We start from the raw sequence: 17,887 nt of genomic DNA, 5'->3' as shown, positions 1-17,887 counted from the left end.
GTGTCAGAAGGCCGGACCCACGTCTTCGATGAACAGCTCCGACCCGGCCCCGGTGAGGTAGCGGACCTGCCCGTAGGTGGCCGCCGAGCGTCGGGCGTTCAAGAAGACGCCGATGGTGGTCATTCCGGCGGGCGGTCCGTTGAGGTGGAAGGTGGCGGACAGGCCGCTGGAGGAGTCCGAGTCGTCGTTGAAGGTCGTGGTCAGCATGTCGCCGAGTGCGGGACTGGATGCGGTGACGGAGGTTCCGGAGGCCCATCGCACGGCCGTGTATCCAGACTGCTTCGCGTACCGGGTGCCCGACCCGGAGTCGCCCGTGCCGTCGGTGTCGACCGAGGTGATGCGCAGCCCGAAGCGGTACAGGCGACGGGCTTCGGCTGGGAAGGTCCAGTAGTAGATCAGGGCGGGGGTGTCGCCCACGTAGGCGGAGGCGCTCAGGGGAGCGAGGGCGACCAGGCCGCGCGCGGTGTTGTCGCGGAAGGCGGTCTGGCGCCAGGGTGACCAGCCAGACGAAGGGGAGCCACCGCGGACCCACTCCTCATGCGGCTCGGCGCCGCCATGGGTGCGGGACCAGCGCTGGGTGGTGTAACCGGTCGTCGTGCCGGTGGTCCACACGTAGCCGCCCATCGGAGCGAAGCTCCAGCCCCCGGCCTTGGACGCGGCCGAGTCGAGGTACAGGCGTGAGTCCTCGTACGGATAGGCGGCCGGGTCGGTGGCCTGGGTGATGGTGTCGGGCGAGAGGATCTGCTTGTACGTGATCATGCGCCAGGGAGACCAGCCGGTTTTGGCGTTGCCTCCCCGTACCCACTCCTCGTGCGGGGTGGTGGCGGCGTGGACGCGACTCCATGTCTGGGAGGCGTCGCCCCACGACTCTTTGCGGGTGGTGACGTGCCCGTACTTCCCGCCGAAGTCCCAGCCGCCCGCCGTGGCCTGCTCGGCGGACAGGAACATGACGCTGGCGCCGTCTGGATAGGCGGTGGGCGGACTGGCCTGGGTGAAGATCTCCGGCCAAACTTCTCTGGGCCCAGGCGGAGACGCCTCGGCTGTTCGCTCCAGGGCGGAGACTCGCGACTGGGTGGTGGCCGCCTGCGCGGTGGCTGCCGCGTTGGGGTCGAAGGAACTCGGGTCGCCGAGCAGAGTGCCGACGTGGAAGCCGTCTTCGCTGGCCTTGATGACCAGACCCGTAACGGGTGCGGTCAGTTCCTGGCCCCCCGCGACGACGGTCACGCGGTCGCCCAGTCGCCAGTCGACGCCGAATTCCATCGTCGAATCTTCAACGGGCACCGCTTGTACGGCGGTTGAGGTCCTGCCCGCGTCGGCCAGGACCTCGTTGCCGGCCTGGGTGAGTTCCTTCTCGTCGTCGGTGTTGCGCTGGTCGACGAACTTCTCGATGCGGCGCCCCCAGTCTGCTTCGGCGCCGATGGAGGTGGTGTTGTCGACGGGGACGAGCGTCCGGTCTTCCTGTTCGCCCTGACCCGCGACGATGACGCGGGTCGCGCCGGGCGTCGACACAGAGACGCGCTGTCCGGCGAGCGTGCCGGCCAGGACGTCAAGGCGTACCTCCCGCGTGCGGTCCGCGACCGCGTACGTCTCGAAGACGAGCTGGTTGCCGCGCTGGACAATGCGGAAGCCGAGCGCGGCCACGCTCGCGATCTCGGTGAGCAGTTCGCCCAGTGCGGGGAATCGCGCGCTCTTCTTGACCATCGGGCCCCGGCCCTGGTTCGGCCCCATCACGAGCCCTGCCCTGCGACGAGCGGGTGGGGCGGACGGACCGCAGTTCGCGGTGACGTACGCGTGCATCAAGGTCTCGGCCGGTCCGGTTCGCTCGTCGTGCCCGGCCTTTTGCTTGCTCACGTCGGGGTTGGTGGGCTCGGGCCAGGCGAGCATGTCGGACAGGATGACCGTGTCGGAGACGCCCTCGAAGGCGATGCTTCCGCGCCGGTCCTCGGGGGTGGCCGCGTACTCGGAGGAGACGACGGGCCCGGACATGAGCACGTCGTCGTGCCCGGTGATGATCAGGCCCGAACCGGGGGTGCGCAGGGTGTCGGCGAGCGGATGCTCGCTGGCGAGGACCAGTTTCCAGGTGCCGACGTTGTTGAAGGTGTCGGTGAGCTCCAGGGAGAGATCCTCGGGGCGTATCAGGCCGAGCCGGGTGAGGTTCTTGTCCCGGACCTCCACGGTCAGGTCTTGCAGGCGCAGGTCAGATCACCATCCATTTGCGGGGGCGCCAGGAGCACACGATGCGGGAATCCGCAGTGGTGTCGAGCAGGCTTACGCTCGCGGTCGAGGTGCCGGGAGGCACTGTCCAGAAGCGCGGCGCCGCCGCGAGGTCGGCATACCGGTTGGCGTTCTTGCCGTCCCGCACCGAGCCGTTACGGGTATCGACGATCAGTCGTTCGCCCGCCGGGAGACTGCCCTGCCAGCGCAGGGTCTCGCCGGTCGGTGCCGTCACCGTCAGGTCCCGGCCCGGTCCGTACACCTCCCAGACTGGGTAGGCGGCAACGTCGCCGGAGTTGTCGAGCTGCACGTCACCGATTGCCTGTGAGGCCGCAAGCGGCAGTGCTGCCAAGTTGGACAGGAACGGCTTCTTGCCGGGGTCGCCGCCGACCGACTGGGTGGAGACGCTCGACGCGACGAAGTAGGGGTCCGGCGCCCGAAAGCTGATCACTGTCTGAAGGCTGGTGCCACCGTCGTCGGTGAGGTCGCCGCCTCCGGTGCGGTAGACGGACGTGGACCACCGGACACCCTGATCGTCGACCAGGACGAGTTGGCATTCGCCTGCGACCGCTTGCGCGAGCCGGGAGACCAACTCGGACAGGTGGCTGCGGTTGCGGCCGAGGATGTCGAGCGGGATGTCCAAGTCTCGCGGCTGTACGCGTTGGCCGCGCCAGCGGGCGCCGTCTCCGGCGCCGCTGAGCCACTGGACATCCACGGCCGGCAGGCCACGGCCAGTCATCCCGGCCGTGGCCTGATACCCGACCCCTGTCATTGCCTGCCCGGCGAGGTCGAGCACGTCGCGCTCGGTCTCCAACAGGAGCGATGTCATTACCACCCCACCATTCGTGATCGGCTTGCCGCGGCGAACAGTTCCTCTTGCGAGTCGAGCGAACTGTTCGGCGCCGCGTAGTAGTTGAGGACCCGGGTCACGCCGCCGCCTGTCGTGCTGAGGCCGCTTGAGACGGCTGCCGAGGCGGCGCGGGCGGCAGTGGTGTAGTCCGCCGTGCTGGGCCGGTCGGTGATCGCATCGACCGCAGCCGCCACGCGGTCGGCTTCACTCTCGATGCCCTTCGCGAAGCCGCGTCCGACGTAAGTGCCGAGTTCGGCGAACACCCGGCTCGGAGAGTGGATGCCGAGGCTCTTCTTGATCGCCGCCACCATCGAGTCGGCGATCTGGAGCATCTGCTTCTCGATCGCCGCTTGCTGGCTCTGTAGGCCCTTCACGATGCCCTCGGCGATGTGGACGCCGTTGGCGTACATCGCATCCGAAGCGGTGGCTCCGGCCTGGCCCGCGTACTTGGCGAGCTCGGCCTGAAGACGGTTGATCTCGGCGATGCCGTTCTTGCCGGCCGCCGCGATCGACTCAGCCGCCGCCAGGCCCGCGTCGGGTCCGGCCGAAGCGATCTGGTCCATGGCCGTCTGGCCAAGGCCCATGTCCTTGAGCTTCTTGAGTGCGGAGGCGAAGCGTTTCGCCTTGTCGATGGCCGTCTGGAGGGCGCTCGTGATCCCGTTGAAGGAGGAGCTCTTCGCCTTGGTCACATCGCCGGTGTCGATGATCCGGTCCGTGACCCTCTGCGCGTAGGAGGCCGCCTCCTCGCGCATCTTGTCGAGCTTGTCGCGGGCGGCCTTGAGCCGGTCGGCCCCGGCGTCCCACTGGGCGGCCAGTTTGAGCATGGCGGTCCGGTCGGCGTTGATCCGGTCCTTCAGGCCCTGTGAGGCGTCGTTCGGGATCTTCTCTGTCAGCTCGTTGAGGGCCTGCTTGACGCTGGGGAACTCACTCTCCAGGCCCTTGACGAGGCCCTGGATGATGAGCCGTCCCGCGTCGTACAGCAGCACGGCGTCCTTCGGGGCCGGGCCCTTCCAGTCCGTCAGCTTGGACGTGAGCTCGCCGAGCTTGTCCTTCACCGCACCGAACATGGACGTGATGCCGCTGATCAGGCCGCGGATAAGGGACTTGCCCGCATCCACCAGGGTCGAGCCGAGATTGCTGAGTGCGTCCTTGGCCTTGCCGGGCAGCTCCTTGACGAACTTGATCGTCTCGGTGACGCCCGTGGAGATGGCACGTCCCAGCGCGGACATCGCCGAACTGGCGGTGTCCTTGATGGCGTTCCAGCCTGCCGAGAAGAGGCGGCCGAGACCGGACATCATCGAGCTTCCGAGACCGGACAGGGTCGAGCCGAAGCCGGAGAAGAGGCCCTTGATGGTGTCCCAAATGACGACGCCCGCCATGCGGATGCCGCCCCAAGCCGCCTTCCACAGCGCACCGACAGCCCTCAGCACCTTGCCGGCCGTTCCCAGGATGCCGACGTTGAGGAAGACCCCCAGCGCGCCGACGATGACGTCCCAGATGCCCTTCAGGAACGACGTGATGCCGTTCCACAGGTCTACGAAGCCCTGCTTGAAGGTGGACCAGTTGCCGGTGAAGATGCCCTCGAAGAGGCCCCAGAAGATCTCGAAGATTCCCTTGATGGCGTCCCAGACGCCTCGGAAGATCTCGACGAAACCTTCCAGCACCAGCGCGACACCGTTGATCGCGCCGACCAGAGCGCCGGCCAGGATCTCGATGACGAACTGGATGACCGGTACCAGGACCGGCATCAGGAACTCAACGACCTTGAGCAGCGCCTGAAGAAGCGGCTGGATCGCCTCGACGAGGCGGGTGAAGGCTTCCGCGAGCGGAGGCAGTACCGCCTCGACGATCGACTGAAGCATCGGGATCAGCGGTGTGATCACCGCCGACACGATCTGAATCAGGATCGCGACCAACGGCGTGATCGCCGTCAGGACCTGCGCGATGAACTGGGCGATCACCGGCAGGATCGGAGCCAGCCCCGCGAGGAGCTGCTCCACCAGCGGGGCAACCGCCGTGACGATCTGCTGGAAGAGCTGAGCGACGACCGGGAGAATCGTCTGGAGGACGCTGAACGCCGTCCCGAGCATCTCGCCAACGACCGGGACGAGCTGAGCGATGATCGGCGCGAGGGCCTGGATCGCTCCGGTGAGCGCGCCGCCCAGGAGTTGAATGATCGGGATGATCGACGGCGCCAGCGCTGTGAACGCGTCGGCGAGCGGGACCAGCGCAGCGGCCACCAGCGGGCCGAGCATGGCCGCGAACGCGCCGATGACCTGCATCAGGGCGCCGAGCGCCTGGCCAAGCGGAGCCATCGCCGGGGCGAGGGCAACGACGGCAGCCTGAATGCCGTCGAACATCGCCTTGACGCCGTTGGTTACCTCGGGCTGCGCCAGGGCCGAGGCAATGGCGCTCAGGGCGGTGCCGATGATTGTGCCGACCTGTGGCAAGACCTCGGTCAGGAGCTGACCGAGCTCAGTGAACAGGCTCTTGACGGCCGGGCCCGACTGGGTGGCGATGTTGTTCATCGCCTCGTGGGCCGAGCGGAAGACGTCAGTCAGGCCGGACTGGAAGCCCTCGCTGTCCACAGTCTTGTGGATACGTTCGAGGGTGTCGGCCATCATGCCGAGCGAGGAGCCCCCAGCCGCCTCGGCGGCGCGGGAAATGCCCGCGAAGATGCCGCCGAGGTTGCTCAGGACCCGGCCGAGGTCCTGGAGGTTCTGAATGCCCTCGTCGATCCAGCCCTTGAGGCGGCCGTCCGACGCGGTGGCGTTGAGGAAGTCCGAGAAGCGCGTCGAGATGTCGACGAACCACTGCGCCAAGGAGGGCAGGTAGGACGTGCCGACCTTGCCGAGGACGGCGATGATGTTCGCGAAGGCGCCCGTGCCGTTCGTCGCGATGTCGATCGACTGCGACAGGTCGGTGAACATCTGGTTCAGCGCGGGGTCAAGGGCGCCTTGGAGGCCCTTGGCGAACGCGCCGAAGAACTGGCCGAGCTCGGTGGCGGTCTGCCGGACACCCGCCGTGAACTTCGGAAGGAGCCCGTCGACGAGCTCCTGAATGGGCTTCTTAGCCTGCTCCCAGAAGTTCGCAGAGATCGCGTCCTGGAGACCGGACAGGGCGCCCTTGACCTCGGGCAGGACCTTGTTGAAGTCCTTGAAGGCTGCGACGGTGACGCCGAGGCCGACCGCCATGCCGCCGAACAGGCCGGGCAGGAGAAGGCTCGCTGCGCCGATCGAGGCGAGAGAGCTCGACAGTGCGGCGAGGTTGCTCGCGGCCGAGAGGCCCCACCCGGCCAGGCCGGCAATCGCCAGAGCGAGCGAGCCGATGACCGGGATGTTCTTGTCGAGGTTGCGCAGCGTGTTGCTGAGCTTCTCGAAGATGTTGTTCAGCACTCGTGCGCCGGACAGGGCGGCGAGCGCAGCACCGACCTTGGCCACGGCCGCGTTGTCCAGGTCCGGGATGATCGGGACCGTACGCGGGCGGGTCAGCATCTGGAGCCGGGCGGAGATCCGGGCCCCGGTGCCGTTGGCGATGTCCAGCTCGACCTTCACCTTGAGCGGAGAGAGGTCGTTGGCCCAGTCCTTGAGCTTGTGCTTCACGCGGTCCGCGGACTGCTGGTCAAGCTCCAGCTCGACCTTGCCCGTGGCCTTGAGGTCGTTGACCTTGAAGTCGACCTTCTGGCTGTTGGCCCGCTGCTGAAGCTCGCGGGCGGCGTTGCGTACGGCCGTCGCCATGCCGTCGGTGCTGATGGTCGTGTAGAAGCGGATCTTCCGCGCATCCATCTGCTTGTTCCGGCGGTTGATCTTCCGGAGTTCCTCGACGAACTCGCGCGAGGCACCGGACATGTCGATCTTCGTCGACACCTTGAGGGCGTCGAGCTGCTGCTCGATGCGGTTGAGCTGCCGCTCCGCTTCCCGCCTGAAATCACGGGTATCGGGGGAGACCTTGACGGCGACACGGCCGATGATCTGGCCCGCTGACAAGGGCTACCTCCGCTGGAAGTGCTGATAGAGGGCGGCCACCGTGGCGGGCTGCTTGCCGGCCTTCTTCGCCGGGGCCTTGGCGGCCTTCGGGCGCGGGAAGGCGGGGATCTTCGGGGCCTTGCCCTTGCCCCACTGGCCGGTCGCCCGGGTGTTGCTGTTGATCGCGTCGTAGAGATCGGCGGCCAGGTGCCGGTCCTGACCCCAGCCGAAGATGTGCCTGCCGCCGGACGCGAGGGCGACGGTCAAGGAGGTGTCGGGCAGCCTCGCGACGAGGAGCAGACAGAGCGCGGGTGAGGGGCCCCGGCCTGCGATCACCTCGGCGAGGTCGACGCCGAAATGGAAGAGCAGGTCGGGGTAGAGGCCCTCGCCGTAGTCGTCGATCAGTCGCGCGAGGCCGAGGCTTCCCCCACCTGGGTGGCCCGGCCGTAGCGGTCGAAGATCTCGGCGAGGAGGGCGAGATCACCGTTCACGGCCTGGAGGAGCGTGTCAGCTGCCTTCGGGTGCTCGGCGACCAGACGAATCGCCTCGGACAGAAGCTCTTCCTGGTCAGCGTCCTCGCCGCCCATGCGGTCCTGGAGCTGGGCAAGCTCCGTACGTGCGGCCTTGGGCAGGCGGAGCGGGTTGAGCAGGCGGATCGTGGTGTCACCCAGCTCGATGTCGGTCGAGCCGTACTTTGCCTCAGCGGCGGTGCGGATGTCGTCGAGGGAGAAAGAAGCCATGGGGGTGCGGACCTCCGGATAGAAGAACAAGGAGGCGGACCAGGGAGGGGGAGGGCCCGGCGCGAACGGGTCCGCGCGTTCGCGCCGGGAGTTGAGGTCAGGCCGCGGTACCGGCCGCCCAGGCGGAGCCGTTCCAGTGCGCCTTCGAGGCGTCGCCGAGCACGACGTGCTGGCCGGTCGTCCACTTCGCGGTCGGCGCCGCGATCACCGAGCGGAGAGCGGCAAGGTCGGCCGGGACGACTGCTCCCGTGGGGGTGAAGGTGCCGGGTGAACCGGCGCTGGCCCCCGTCGCGGGGGTGCCGCCGAGCGGGGTGACCGCATAGGTCCAGACGTTGTTGCCGTGGACCATCGGCTTGACTCCGAGCGGCAGGCCGGCAAGGGATTCCGTGTCGGCAATCGCCATGTCGTCGGCCCGGTAAATCTCAGCCTTCGGGGCGTAGAAAGCGAAATGGCTTTCACCGTCGACGAAGACGGCGAGGAACGCTGACTGGGTAGGCTGCGGGTCGGCGGGAACGCCAATCGACCCATCCGGAAGGAGGGGGGCATTCGCGCCGAAGTAGAGCCGCAGTGCAGCGGTATCAAACTGCTGCAAGGTGAAGGTCATCGTCTCCACACGCGCCGAATACTTGGTGCGGAGGGACTTGTTCTGAAGAGTGCCGATCGTCGTCGCCTCGCCGCCTTCGGAAGTAATTCCAAAAACGTCTTCCAGCGAGGTGTGGCCCACGTTCTGCCACGGGGAGACGGGCACGAGAAGGTCATCGGGCATGGCCGTACCGACCGGAGCGGTCAGGTAATTACCGGAGCCGACGACAAGGGTGGAATTGTCGTTAAGCGCCAAAGAAGAACGTTTCTCCTAATGTGCACGCCAGAGGCCCCGGCTGCTCCAGTGGCAGATCGGGGTGCGTGCGGGATGGATTACTGAAGAGGGAAGGGGCGCTGCCGCGGTTTGCGGATCTGGATGTCGAAAATCGACTCGTAGCGCCACACGCCAGTAGGTAGATCCGCATACTGGACCGGCCCGGTGGCCGTGGCCCAGTCCGAGGCCCGGCGTGGGGACGAGTTCATGTCGACCCGCGTGATATGGCCCCGGCCTGGGATTACTTCCTGGTTGAGCCACGCATCCCGCAGAACGACACGCACGGCCTCGGAGAGGATCGCGGCGTCGGAGTCGCCGTCAGGGTCCGACGCGAAGCAGTTCACAACCACACGCGCCGAGTCGGTGAAACGCGTATCAGCTGCCCACCTACCGAACGTCGGATCGCGACGGACCAGGACGAGGGGGAATTGCTCGTGCCGGTCGATGAGGGACTTTACGCGGACCCCGGGAAGCCCTTTACGTAGGACTGCCAGCAGGAGGTCTTCGACGGGGGAGAGCTCGGCCAGGGCCTTGATGTGATCGGGGATGCCGGCCACTAGTCGAGCTTCACCTTGCCTTTCCTCTTCTTGGGGAGGTTCGAGGCGGTGGCGAGGACGTAAAGGCCGTCCATCTCGGGGATCACGTCGAGGTACTTCTTGCCGTACTTGTCCTCACGGACAACAACGGAAGCCTTGCGACCGTATTCGATGGCGAGGGCGGCTTTTTGGCCTCGATCGTCGGAGAGGATGACGTACCGGTTGTTGTCGCCTGCTTCGATGTCGATCTCGGCATGGCCGTCCGCGCGGTGCCGCAGGAGAATTTCTTCGGCGCGGACGCCGATCTCGAATGCGCGGACAGTGAGCTCGGCCTGTACGCCGTCGTTGACGGCCATGACCTTTTCGATCGAACGCCCGCCGATGCTCTGATAGACCTTTGCCATCAGGGCCGCTCCCGAATGTCGATCGACCAGTGCCGGGACTTGCGGTCGCCGTGGTGATACGCGGGCGGGGAGACGATGTCCCACTGGCGCCCGGCGTACTCGACCCTGGACCAGAGGTTCACGCCGTCGAGGTGGGGGTCCACGATCATCCTCACCACGTTGATCTGCTGCTGACCGGGGACCTCGGCGCGGGCCGAGCGTTGGGGGATGAACGCGGCCCGGACTTCGATGGACCCGGTCGGGTCGGCCATGGTCACGGTGTTGCCGCGCGAGTCGGTGACCTCGACGGTTCTCCAGACCCGGGCCCGTTGGCCGCGCCTACGCTGGACGCTCACCAGGGGCTCACCCCGTCCCCGTACAGGGGGAACCGGTCGCCGCCGTAGTCGACAGGGACCCTCCCCCCGTCGAACCGCCGGGTGTTCGACTCCCAGGAACTGACGATCACGCTGGCCAGGCCGGGCCGGGTGCCGGCCAGCCCTTCGAGGAGTCGCTTCTCCTCGGTGGTGAAGTAGACCGTGCCCGCGTCGTGGCCGACGTCCGACCAGGCGAGCGTCTCGTCCCCGGCACGCGACTGCGTGTACCCGTTGGGGTTGGTCATGTACCGCGATGCGGCCTTGAGGACCAGCGTCCGCACCAGCCGGGGGGCGACGGCCTCCGGCCAGTTACGGCCGTAGGCCGCGGCGAGCGTTGAGGCGTCTTCCAGGGCGCCGGTCGCGATGCGCAGCTCGTCCGCGTCGAGGTCCCAGTCCAGGCGGGCCTTGAGGTCGTCGAGTGTGGCGTACGCCAAGAAGCCTCCTTCCGTGGAAAGGGTCGGCGGCCATGCAGCACCTTGTTACAGGTTTACACGGCCGCCGAGTGGATCAGGCGTTCGCTGGATCGGTCTCAACAGCGGGGCCGGTCGGAGTCCAGACCTTCGCCGCCGAGATGCCGGTGATGGTGGCCAGTTCCGAGCCGACCTCCGGGTAGTCCGACTTGCCGTCGAGCTGGAGCTTGATCCCGCGCACGAAATGCTCCTTGGAGGAGATGACTTCCTTCTCGCTCTTCTCGTCCCAGCCGACGAGGATGTCAGGAACGCTGCGGAAACCGGCGTAGGTGTTCACAACGCTACGGTCCTGCATGTAAAGCGAGTCGTAGTCGCGCACCCAGCGAAGGGCGATGGACTCGAAACTCGTGGTCGCGCCGTACGGTACGGACTGAGGAACGCTCGGGGCGCCGGAGAGGAAGATGAAGCCCGACTTGGCGAACGCGTACGCCGCATCGGAGGGAATCGTCTGGTCGACGATGATCCTGAAGCCGAAGCGCTCACCGATCGAGGCGGTGCGAAGCGCTGTCTCGGCCTCCGAGTCGCCAACATTCTGTGCCAGATTCAGGGCCGGATCGGTTAGAAGTGCCGACTCGAATTCCGTGCCGACCAGGAGGTAGCGGCCCTCGCGTGGAGCATGGAAGGCGTTCAGTACGCGACGTGCCTCGATCAGCGCACCGCGCAGGTTCTTCGCGGCGTTGCCGATGGTCACGTTGTAGTTCTGGCCGGTCAGGAGCTTGACGGCGCGGCGCTGAAGACCTCGGGCGATCGCCTTGGACTGCGGGCGCAGGAGCTTCGCCCAGCCGTCGATGTCGAAGTCGTACTGCTCGTCCGTGAGCTTGACGGCCGAATACACGTTGCCGCCGAAGGAAACGGCGATGGTTCGTTCCGAATACTCATCGAACTGAATCGGGGAGCTTCGATCGTTACGCCATGCGTAGTCGTGGAAAGGGAGAATCCCTTCCACCTTCATGGAAATAGTGTCATTCTCGGCGCCCTTGAAGGCGTCGATCCCCTGCTTGGTGAAAAGGTTCGGGATGATGAGCTCCTGCTCAAGCATTCCGACCGCAGTGTTGACGAGCTTCTGAGGCTTTACTACCTGATGCTGAACAGTGGGCAAGTGGTGCAACTCCGGGGCATAATAAAACCCCCGGCCAGTCAGCTCGGGGGTTCAAGGGGGGAACGTTTCTGTGAATGTGCTAAAAGCGTCGAGAGAGCCGCGCCAGCTTGCGCGGGTCCATCTCTCCGTCTCCGCTGTCATCAGGCGTCAGGCCGCCGCCCAGCGACTGAGGGCCGGGAACCGGGACGTACTTCGCCAGCACCTTCGCGTGCGCCTCAAGAGCGGACTCGTCCTCGCCGTGCAGGGCGTCCGCGAGGTCGTCGGGGAGCTCGTACTTGCGGGCAACGGTGGCTCGCAGGATCGACCGCTCCAGCGCCGCGTTCTGCGTCCGGAGGTCGGCAAGTGCTGCCTCGACCTCTTCGGGGCCCTTGGCGGAGCCGAGCTTCGTCTCAGCGTCCCGCAGCCGGGTGCGGTAGTTCGCGGCCTCGCCGCGAACCTTGGCCAGCTCCTTGCGCGCCCACTCGGGCAGCGCGTCTTCGCTGGACGACTCGGTCGTCTCGGCGGATGCCGGCTGCTCAGCCGGGGGCTGCTCCCCGCTGGGCGCGGTCTCCTCGGCCGGGGTGCTGATCTCTTCGGGCACGGGTCACGCCTCCTGGGTCGTGTTCGTGGACTGCCGCGCCTCCAGGGCTGCGGCTCGTTGCTTTTGGCGGATGAACCGGCGCCATACAGACACCGCGTCCTTGCCGGTATGGCCCTTGGTGACCTTTGGCCACAGGGCCTCGTACTGCCGCGATAGCGCGGTCAGTTCGCTCGACTGGTACTGACCCCAGCTCCAGACCGGCATCGCGTAGCAGTGGCAGTTGTCGTGGTACTTGTCGCCGTCGTTGAACGTGGCGGACGCCCAGCTCTTGTAGACCGGACCTCGGCTGATCAACATGGCGCACCAGCCGCACGGGGTGCCCGTGCGCGAGAGGCGTACGTACCCCAGGGCCCGCCGGTCGCGGCGCATGTGCGTCCAGGTCGAAGACCGGGCGCCGTTCATCGCCACGCGGGAGGCTGCGGCTGCCTGCCGCGCACCGGCTTGCTGGTGAGCTTTGGCCCGAGCGGCGTCGGCGTCCCGTGCGGGCTGCTGGTCGTCGACTTCGGCCAGGCGCCGGTTCAGGTTCTGCGTGCCGAGAGCGTCGAGGACGGTGCGCAGCTCGTCTTCGGCTTCGCGCTCCGTCCGTTCCTCTTCTTCGCGGAGCCCCTCCAACTCTTCGACGAGGACCTTCTCCCAGTCGTCGGCGTCATCGTCGAGGTCCTGGCCCTTGCCGCCGGGTGCCGTCGGGGCGTCGCGATCCACAGAGCGTGGTTCGTCGGGCGGACGGGTTGAGGCTTCCCCGGACTCGCCGGTCGCGGCCTCGTCCGCGCTCGCCCCGCTGCGCGGGCTGTAGGTGCCGGCCAGAGCAGAGAACTCGCGCCGCAGGTCGCCGAGCGTGATGTGCGTCGGCTCCGGGTGGTACGGATCGGCCACCGTCGTACCCGTCTGAAGGGCCCTGGCGAGCCGGTAGTACGCACGGGCCAGGTCCCGGGCCTGCCGCCTGTGGCTCACGACGAGCGTGATTGCTCGACGAAGCCAGCCACCGGCTGTGGCGGCGCGCAGGTCGGCCGGCACGTCCGCCCACAGGGCCAGGGCACCAGCAGTCGTCTGCGCGCCGATCTGCGTCAGCGCTGCGTGGAAGGCGGCAGAGACCTTGTCCGTCTCGGCCTGCCGAGGGGGACGTGTCACGCCGCGACCTTCTCGACGGGGACCTCGACGTCGGGTGTTGCCCGAGTGAGGGCACCTGCAAGCTGTGCCACCGAATCGTCGTCCTCGCGCATCTGCTCCCAGTCCTCCAGCTCGGTTTGCGTGACCCCGGGTACGCGCCGCCACAGGCCGCGTTCGGGGATGCCGAGCTGTTCGCGGAGCTTTCCGAGAGCGTCTGCGGCCTGCGCCAACGAGCGCGACTCCATGTCGCGCCATACGACCTCGCCGCGGTGGTCCTCGGCGGAGGCGGCGTTGCCGGCCAGTTCGGCGGCAAGCCGGAAGACTCGCTCCCAGGACTCGCCGAAGCTCGTCCGGAACTCCGCGATCTTGCGGCTCAGTGCCACCTCGGCCGCCTGGAGGGCCTCGGCGCTCAGGTTGGCGATTTGCCCCAGAAGGTGATGGGGCGGTACCTGCGCGAGCGCGCTGAGGTGGCGGACCGACATGTCGATGGACTCGATGAAGCCCCCGAGGGGCGTCTCGTCCAGCGATCCGAAGCGGACGTCTGGATCTTCAGCGAACAGGAATCTGCGCGAGTTGTGGTTCACACGCAGCGGGATGGGGTTGCCCAACTCGTCGAGCACCGGCTCGCCCGTCTCCGGATTGCGCTGGATCGGCGGCGCCATGCCGGTGACGGTCCGCACTTTCGTGCTGCCGTAAGTCTGGGCGATGAGCAGGTCGAAGACGGTCTGGTTGATCCGGTCTTGCAGGCAGATCATCGGCTCGATCACTCCGAGCGTCCGGCCTTCCAGGTCGACGTAGGCTGCGAAGCGGGTCACGGGACACTCGGCCGATCCGTGGAGCGAACCGGCCTGCACGCGCACCGACTTCTCGTCGTCCAAGGACAGGAAGCTGACCGCGTACTCGCGGCGCGAGTCCCACAGCCGGGCGGAGCCCGGCTGGTCGTCCTTCGGCCAGGCCGTCACCGTCAGCGCCGCGTACGGGGTGTCATCGTTCGCCGGGTCCTCGTAGAGCGCGCTCGTCTTGAGAGCCGACAGGCCCTTGGTGACGATGGCGCCGGACCGGTTCCTCTCTGTGACAGTGAAGCTGTGCCCGTAGGCCAGGGCTCCCCGGTAGACGGCCGCCTGCCGCGCGTCGAGGCGGGACCGCTGCCAGTGCTCCCACTCTGGGGTAGCCGAGTCTGGGGCGGACGCTGACTCAGTGCCCTTGCCCGGTCGGTGGCCGTCAACGTACAGCGCCTGCGCCGGAGTTCCGACGAGCAAGGGCAGCCAGTTCGATACCGCACGGCGCGCGAGGAGCCGGTACTCGTCGTCCGCCATGGCCGGCATATAGGGGTCCGCGTGGCGCCCGTGGAGGTAGTCGTCGATGTGACGCAGCCGATCGCCGTCTCGATGCAGGATGGCCAGGAGCTGTCGCGCGAGCGCCAGCGGGGAAGGGTCGGCCATGGATCACCGCCCTCAGTTACAGGTTTACAGGTGGGTCAGAGGAAATAGCCGCGACCAGTCCGCTTGCGGACCTTCCGGCCACGGGCACGAAGATCGAAGAGGGCCTCGTGCGCGAGCATCAGCGCCGCGTAGGCATCCACCTTGCGCGGCGACTCCCGGGACTCCTTGCCGAAGCTCACGCCGTAGTTGTTCGTCCGGCGCCGGGCGTTCAGGACATGCCGACGAAGCTTGAGGTCGCCGTCGTGGGCGAGCTTGCGATCGAAGATGCTCCTCATGAGCCGCTCGTTCGCCAGGGTCGACGCCTTCAGGCTGGTACGCATGTCCCAACTGATCGCGTCCTTCCCCGGCGCCTTCACCGCCAGGCCCTCGCCGTACGCCTCGGACCACTCACTGATGTAGCTCTCCCAGAGAGCGACGTCGGCGTAGAAGCCCTGCACGTCGAAGGTGCGAACCGCTTCGTGCACAGCACTGTCTACCTGCTCACGGGGGACTTCCCAGTCCTTACTGGCCGGGCCGTCCGGCTTCTCCCACAGGCCCAGCACGAAGGCGCACATGTCGCTGACGCGCAGCGCCATGAGGCAAGTGCTGTCGTCGCGGAGGCCGCCGTCGAACCCGAGGGTGATCACGTCACCGGGCTGGAGAGTCTTCGAGTCGTCCCGAAGCACGTCCCACTGAGCCGGGCCGAACAAGGCGTCCTCGGATGCAACGATCTGGTTGAGCCACATACGCCGCGAGCGGCTGGGCGCAATCGTCGTGTCGAGGATGGACTGAAGGATCGTCTCGACCCGCAGCCATACCGCGTCACCGCGGATCTTCGGCAGGACGATCCGGATCGCCTCGGGCGTCAACGGCGTTGCCGGATGCGCTTCGATCGAGTCGTACATGAAGCCGATGTCCGAGGCCCGGCCTTCGCGGATCTTCTCGAAGGCGTCCCGCATCCGCTCGGCCACGGAGTCTTCGCCGGGGAGGAAAGCGTTCGTGATCGCGAGATAACGGCTGTCCTTCTTGGTGGCGTTGCCGTCGATCGTCTCGTACATGCGGTCGCCGTTGTTGCCGCTCACCCAGTGGTGCGTCTCGTTGAGCACCGTGAACGTGACCCGGCCACCTTCCAGCGCGCGGAAGGAGCTGGTGACCGCTTCGAGCCTTTGCCGGCCCCTGTTCGCGCGGATCAGCTCGGCCCCGGCCTTGATGCCGTAGGTCTCGATGAGCCTGTCGCTCATAAGGCTCGGCATCAGGGTCATGGTGTTGCGCGTCTGATCCCGAGAGACGGCCGCGATCTGCACCCACGCCTGCGGGTGCGGGACGCCGACCGGCTGCCCGTCCTTCCAGCCGGAGAAGCGGGAGGGGCCGACGAACTCCACCAGGCTGATGACGGCGAGGAGCGGGTCCTTGCCGGGTCAACCCCAGCCCTTAAGCCGCTGAAGAACGCCCTTCCGGTGTGTGAACCGGCCGGACTCGTCAACGGCATACCAGTGAAGGACGAAGCGGAGCTGCTCGCGCGTGAAGCGCCAGGGTCCGCCGTCCTCGGCCTTCAGGTACTCGGCGCACCACCCGGCGATCTGCCACCCAAGGGTGTGCTCGGGCAGCGTCCACGAGCCGTCCGGCTCGCGCTGCCAGGTGGGGCCGAGGAAGGACGGTTCGAGGGCGTCGATCTCTTCAGCGGTCAGGGCTGCGATTGGTCTCACCCCCTCGGGTAACTCGGGGGGAGCTGCGGTCAGTCGAGTCCGAGATCCCGCTTGTAGTCGGCGATGGCGAGCACGGCCGCGGACTGCTCTTCCGGCTCGGGCTCATGCAGTTCGATACGCACGCGGCGCCGGTCGCCCTCGGCGACGAGGAGTCGCTCGAAGGCGCTGTAAATGGTCTGGAGCATCTGACCCGACCGCTTCCCCGACTTCTTGTAGAAGGAGAGGTCTTCGCAGAGGGAGTAGGCGAGAGCCCAGTCACTCGCCTGGTAGAAGTCGGCCTGCCCGGATTCCTTCAGGGAGTCCCACAGGCGCTTTGCGATCGGGTGCCAGTTCCGATCCCCGTTCGGAACCTTGGCAGGCCGGGCGACGCCTCGCGTCACCGGCTGCACATCGAGGCCCTTGCGCTCACGAGGGCGAGCGAGATCGGACTCGCGATGGGGTACCGGTCCGGGCACGGCTCACCTCCTACTCGATCAAGCCGGGGTGAGCCTCCGTCCGGCGGAACTTCTGCGCATGCCGGCGCCGGGCTCGATGCCGCGCCGCCGCCCCTTCACGGGAGGACTTGACCTGGTGATGCCACCCGCAGAGTGCTCGTAGGTTGGCTTCTCGATGGTCATCACCAGGGAGAATGTGATCGACGTCCGTAGCAGGCTCGGCACAGCGCTCTCCGTATTGGTTGCGCTCGGTACACCGATAGCCGTCACGTCGAAGAATGCGAAGACGAATCTTGGGCCAGTCAGACGGAAGGCGATCACGTCTGCCTGAGTCCTTCCAATGAGGAATGGAAAACCTCACCTTGCGAAGTACGTATGTACGTACTTCGTCTTCATCAGGCGAGCCCCGGCAGGGGCTCAAGCCTTGCAACTTACGTACTTACACTTATAAGTCGCAAAAACGTCTTGCTTTTGGAAAGACGAAAGCGCGTGATCGTGCTCACACGCGTGTGAGGCGACGGCGAAGGAGACGAGGCACCCGGAGGGTGCCCAGCGGCGAAGACGAAGTGGCCGCCCTGCCGGGCGGCACCTGGTGAAGACGCCTTACGTACTTCTGCGAAGTGGCAAGCCCCTCGGCGGCCTATCTGGCGGGCGAACTGGCGGAGGCACTCAACTTGGCAGGCCGCCAGCTCGTCTCGAAGAGCCACGGCGTCGCCAACGGGTGCGATGAACTGGCAGAGATCGTTGACGAGCCGGCCGCCGACCTAGTCGACGAGATCGAAGAGGAACTGGCGGAGGCCGCCGCTACGGAGCTGAAGCCGCGCCGCCAGCGGACCCAGCGGAAGGCCGACCGGGAGGCTCAGGCTGCCGATGGCAATGCCGTGCGGAGGACTTCACCTGATCGGGTGGCTCTCGCCAGCGAATGCCGGTAACACCTGCTTGCAGGGGCAGTGATGGTCGGGTGGTGTTGCCCGCTCGTGGTCGAGACAGAGGGAGAGCCGCAGCACTCGGCCACTCGTGTGACCTGCCCGTGGTCAGCGACCGGGCTCTCCACCTGACTGAGCATTTTCAGCGTTGACGCTCCAGGGTGAGGATTGCGGCGGCGATGGCGGTCATGCGGTTGGGGCTGCAGCGGGCCCGGCGGAAGATTCG

At 67.0% G+C, this 17,887-nt stretch carries 18 protein-coding genes and 1 pseudogene; 1 reads left to right on the top strand and 18 read right to left on the bottom strand.

Going from position 1 to position 17,887, the window contains the following annotated elements:
- Window positions 1–3: 3 nt before the first annotated feature.
- The 17 genes from ACGFRG_RS24715 to ACGFRG_RS24635 form a co-directional block, all read right to left on the bottom strand.
- On the bottom strand, window positions 4–2,175 hold the full coding sequence (locus tag ACGFRG_RS24715) for a siphovirus ReqiPepy6 Gp37-like family protein (RefSeq protein ID WP_393267293.1): 2,172 nt from the start codon (window positions 2,173–2,175) through the stop codon (window positions 4–6).
- A 22-nt stretch (window positions 2,176–2,197) separates the two neighbouring features.
- Window positions 2,198–3,043 (bottom strand): phage tail family protein, encoded by an 846-nt coding sequence (locus ACGFRG_RS24710; protein ID WP_393267290.1) that lies wholly within the window; start codon window positions 3,041–3,043, stop codon window positions 2,198–2,200.
- Window positions 3,043–7,050, bottom strand: a complete 4,008-nt coding sequence (locus tag ACGFRG_RS24705; protein WP_393267287.1) for a hypothetical protein — start codon at window positions 7,048–7,050, stop codon at window positions 3,043–3,045. Before ACGFRG_RS24705 ends, ACGFRG_RS24710 begins: the two co-directional genes overlap by 1 nt.
- A gap of 3 nt (window positions 7,051–7,053) precedes the next feature.
- Window positions 7,054–7,365, bottom strand: a complete 312-nt coding sequence (locus ACGFRG_RS24700; RefSeq protein WP_393267284.1) for a hypothetical protein — start codon at window positions 7,363–7,365, stop codon at window positions 7,054–7,056.
- Between the two features lie 65 nt (window positions 7,366–7,430).
- The gene (locus ACGFRG_RS24695) at window positions 7,431–7,769 is read right to left on the bottom strand and encodes a phage tail assembly protein (protein ID WP_393267281.1); all 339 of its coding nucleotides are present in this window, start codon (window positions 7,767–7,769) and stop codon (window positions 7,431–7,433) included.
- A gap of 97 nt (window positions 7,770–7,866) precedes the next feature.
- Window positions 7,867–8,607, bottom strand: coding sequence for a hypothetical protein (locus tag ACGFRG_RS24690; protein ID WP_393267279.1), 741 nt, complete (start codon window positions 8,605–8,607; stop codon window positions 7,867–7,869).
- A 77-nt stretch (window positions 8,608–8,684) separates the two neighbouring features.
- Window positions 8,685–9,182 carry a hypothetical protein gene (locus ACGFRG_RS24685; RefSeq protein ID WP_189295048.1) on the bottom strand — a complete coding sequence of 166 codons (498 nt, stop codon included), beginning with the start codon at window positions 9,180–9,182 and terminating at the stop codon, window positions 8,685–8,687.
- The gene (locus ACGFRG_RS24680) at window positions 9,182–9,565 is read right to left on the bottom strand and encodes a DUF5403 family protein (RefSeq protein ID WP_393267276.1); all 384 of its coding nucleotides are present in this window, start codon (window positions 9,563–9,565) and stop codon (window positions 9,182–9,184) included. Before ACGFRG_RS24680 ends, ACGFRG_RS24685 begins: the two co-directional genes overlap by 1 nt.
- Window positions 9,565–9,900 (bottom strand): phage head-tail adapter protein, encoded by a 336-nt coding sequence (locus ACGFRG_RS24675; RefSeq protein ID WP_229851618.1) that lies wholly within the window; start codon window positions 9,898–9,900, stop codon window positions 9,565–9,567. The genes ACGFRG_RS24680 and ACGFRG_RS24675 overlap by 1 nt, the downstream gene beginning before the upstream one ends.
- Window positions 9,897–10,352 (bottom strand): hypothetical protein, encoded by a 456-nt coding sequence (locus tag ACGFRG_RS24670; RefSeq protein ID WP_393267273.1) that lies wholly within the window; start codon window positions 10,350–10,352, stop codon window positions 9,897–9,899. The genes ACGFRG_RS24675 and ACGFRG_RS24670 overlap by 4 nt, the downstream gene beginning before the upstream one ends.
- Before the next feature lie 73 nt (window positions 10,353–10,425).
- Window positions 10,426–11,427 carry a hypothetical protein gene (locus ACGFRG_RS24665; RefSeq protein WP_393267270.1) on the bottom strand — a complete coding sequence of 334 codons (1,002 nt, stop codon included), beginning with the start codon at window positions 11,425–11,427 and terminating at the stop codon, window positions 10,426–10,428.
- A 139-nt stretch (window positions 11,428–11,566) separates the two neighbouring features.
- Window positions 11,567–12,067, bottom strand: a complete 501-nt coding sequence (locus ACGFRG_RS24660; protein WP_393267268.1) for a hypothetical protein — start codon at window positions 12,065–12,067, stop codon at window positions 11,567–11,569.
- A 3-nt stretch (window positions 12,068–12,070) separates the two neighbouring features.
- On the bottom strand, window positions 12,071–13,195 hold the full coding sequence (locus tag ACGFRG_RS24655) for a hypothetical protein (protein ID WP_393267265.1): 1,125 nt from the start codon (window positions 13,193–13,195) through the stop codon (window positions 12,071–12,073).
- Entirely contained in the window at window positions 13,192–14,616 is a 1,425-nt protein-coding gene (locus tag ACGFRG_RS24650) for a phage portal protein (protein WP_393267262.1), read from the bottom strand. The genes ACGFRG_RS24655 and ACGFRG_RS24650 overlap by 4 nt, the downstream gene beginning before the upstream one ends.
- A 35-nt stretch (window positions 14,617–14,651) precedes the next feature.
- A complete protein-coding gene (locus tag ACGFRG_RS24645) occupies window positions 14,652–15,977 on the bottom strand; it encodes a terminase (protein ID WP_393267259.1) in 1,326 nt (441 codons plus the stop codon).
- A 36-nt stretch (window positions 15,978–16,013) separates the two neighbouring features.
- Window positions 16,014–16,301 (bottom strand): hypothetical protein, encoded by a 288-nt coding sequence (locus ACGFRG_RS24640; RefSeq protein ID WP_229851623.1) that lies wholly within the window; start codon window positions 16,299–16,301, stop codon window positions 16,014–16,016.
- A gap of 29 nt (window positions 16,302–16,330) precedes the next feature.
- Window positions 16,331–16,756 carry a hypothetical protein gene (locus ACGFRG_RS24635; protein WP_393267256.1) on the bottom strand — a complete coding sequence of 142 codons (426 nt, stop codon included), beginning with the start codon at window positions 16,754–16,756 and terminating at the stop codon, window positions 16,331–16,333.
- A 599-nt stretch (window positions 16,757–17,355) separates the two neighbouring features.
- Between ACGFRG_RS24635 and ACGFRG_RS24630 the strand changes: the two genes are divergently transcribed.
- Window positions 17,356–17,667: a hypothetical protein gene (locus ACGFRG_RS24630; RefSeq protein ID WP_393267254.1), complete on the top strand. Its 312-nt coding sequence runs from the start codon at window positions 17,356–17,358 to the stop codon at window positions 17,665–17,667.
- 136 nt (window positions 17,668–17,803) lie between these two features.
- On the opposite strand, the pseudogene ACGFRG_RS24625 reads toward ACGFRG_RS24630, so the two are convergent.
- Window positions 17,804–17,887, bottom strand: a pseudogene (locus tag ACGFRG_RS24625) (IS5/IS1182 family transposase); the annotation flags it as partial.

The organism is Streptomyces sp. NPDC048696 (assembly GCF_043198895.1).
Classification (GTDB): domain Bacteria; phylum Actinomycetota; class Actinomycetes; order Streptomycetales; family Streptomycetaceae; genus Streptomyces.
The sequence above is the reverse complement of the archived record's forward strand: the minus strand, read 5'-3'. Positions and strand labels throughout refer to the sequence as shown.